The organism is Streptococcus sp. HMSC077F03 (genome assembly GCF_001812375.1).
GTDB classification, from domain to species: domain Bacteria; phylum Bacillota; class Bacilli; order Lactobacillales; family Streptococcaceae; genus Streptococcus; species Streptococcus oralis_S.
Genome location: NZ_KV808798.1, coordinates 1 through 590 on the forward strand (window position 1 = coordinate 1; position 590 = coordinate 590).

Annotated in this window: 1 protein-coding gene; it reads left to right on the forward strand. The window is 51.0% G+C overall.

The window, feature by feature from the left end:
• Positions 1–590: FtsK/SpoIIIE domain-containing protein (locus HMPREF2853_RS09105; RefSeq protein ID WP_261674248.1), on the forward strand; the 590-nt coding region annotated here is incomplete at both ends.

Genomic DNA, 590 nt, shown 5'->3' on the forward strand with positions numbered 1-590 from the left:
CATACACCGGACGCGGCCGAGATCACCCAGACAGGACGTGCCTATCTACAGGTCGGGAATAACGAAGTCTATGAACTCTTCCAGTCAGCCTGGTCAGGGGCGGATTACCAGCCGGACAAGGACGATATGGGGATCGAAGATCATACCATCTACCTAATCAATGAATTGGGCCAATATGAGATCTTGAATGAAGACCTCTCTGGCTTAGAAGATGTGGATGAGATTAAGGAAGTTCCGACAGAGTTGGATGCGATAGTGCACCATATCCAGCTCTTGTGTGAAGAACAAGAGATTCCTCCAGTACCACAGCCATGGTTGCCACCGCTCAAAGAGCGAATCGCACTAGACGAACTGGAAGAAGTGCAACCAGCAGTAGCCTGGGCACAAGAGAAACCACTCTCTGTCCTCTTGGGGATGGCGGATATTCCGCAGGCCCAGAAGCAGGAAGCTGTCTCTATCAATCTCTCCAAGGATGGTCATATCCTCCTCTACGGAAGTCCGGGTACAGGAAAGACCACCTTCCTTCAGACTGCTGGTATGGACTTGGCTCGCAAGTTCAGTCCAAAGGCCCTTACCATGTACTTGATGGA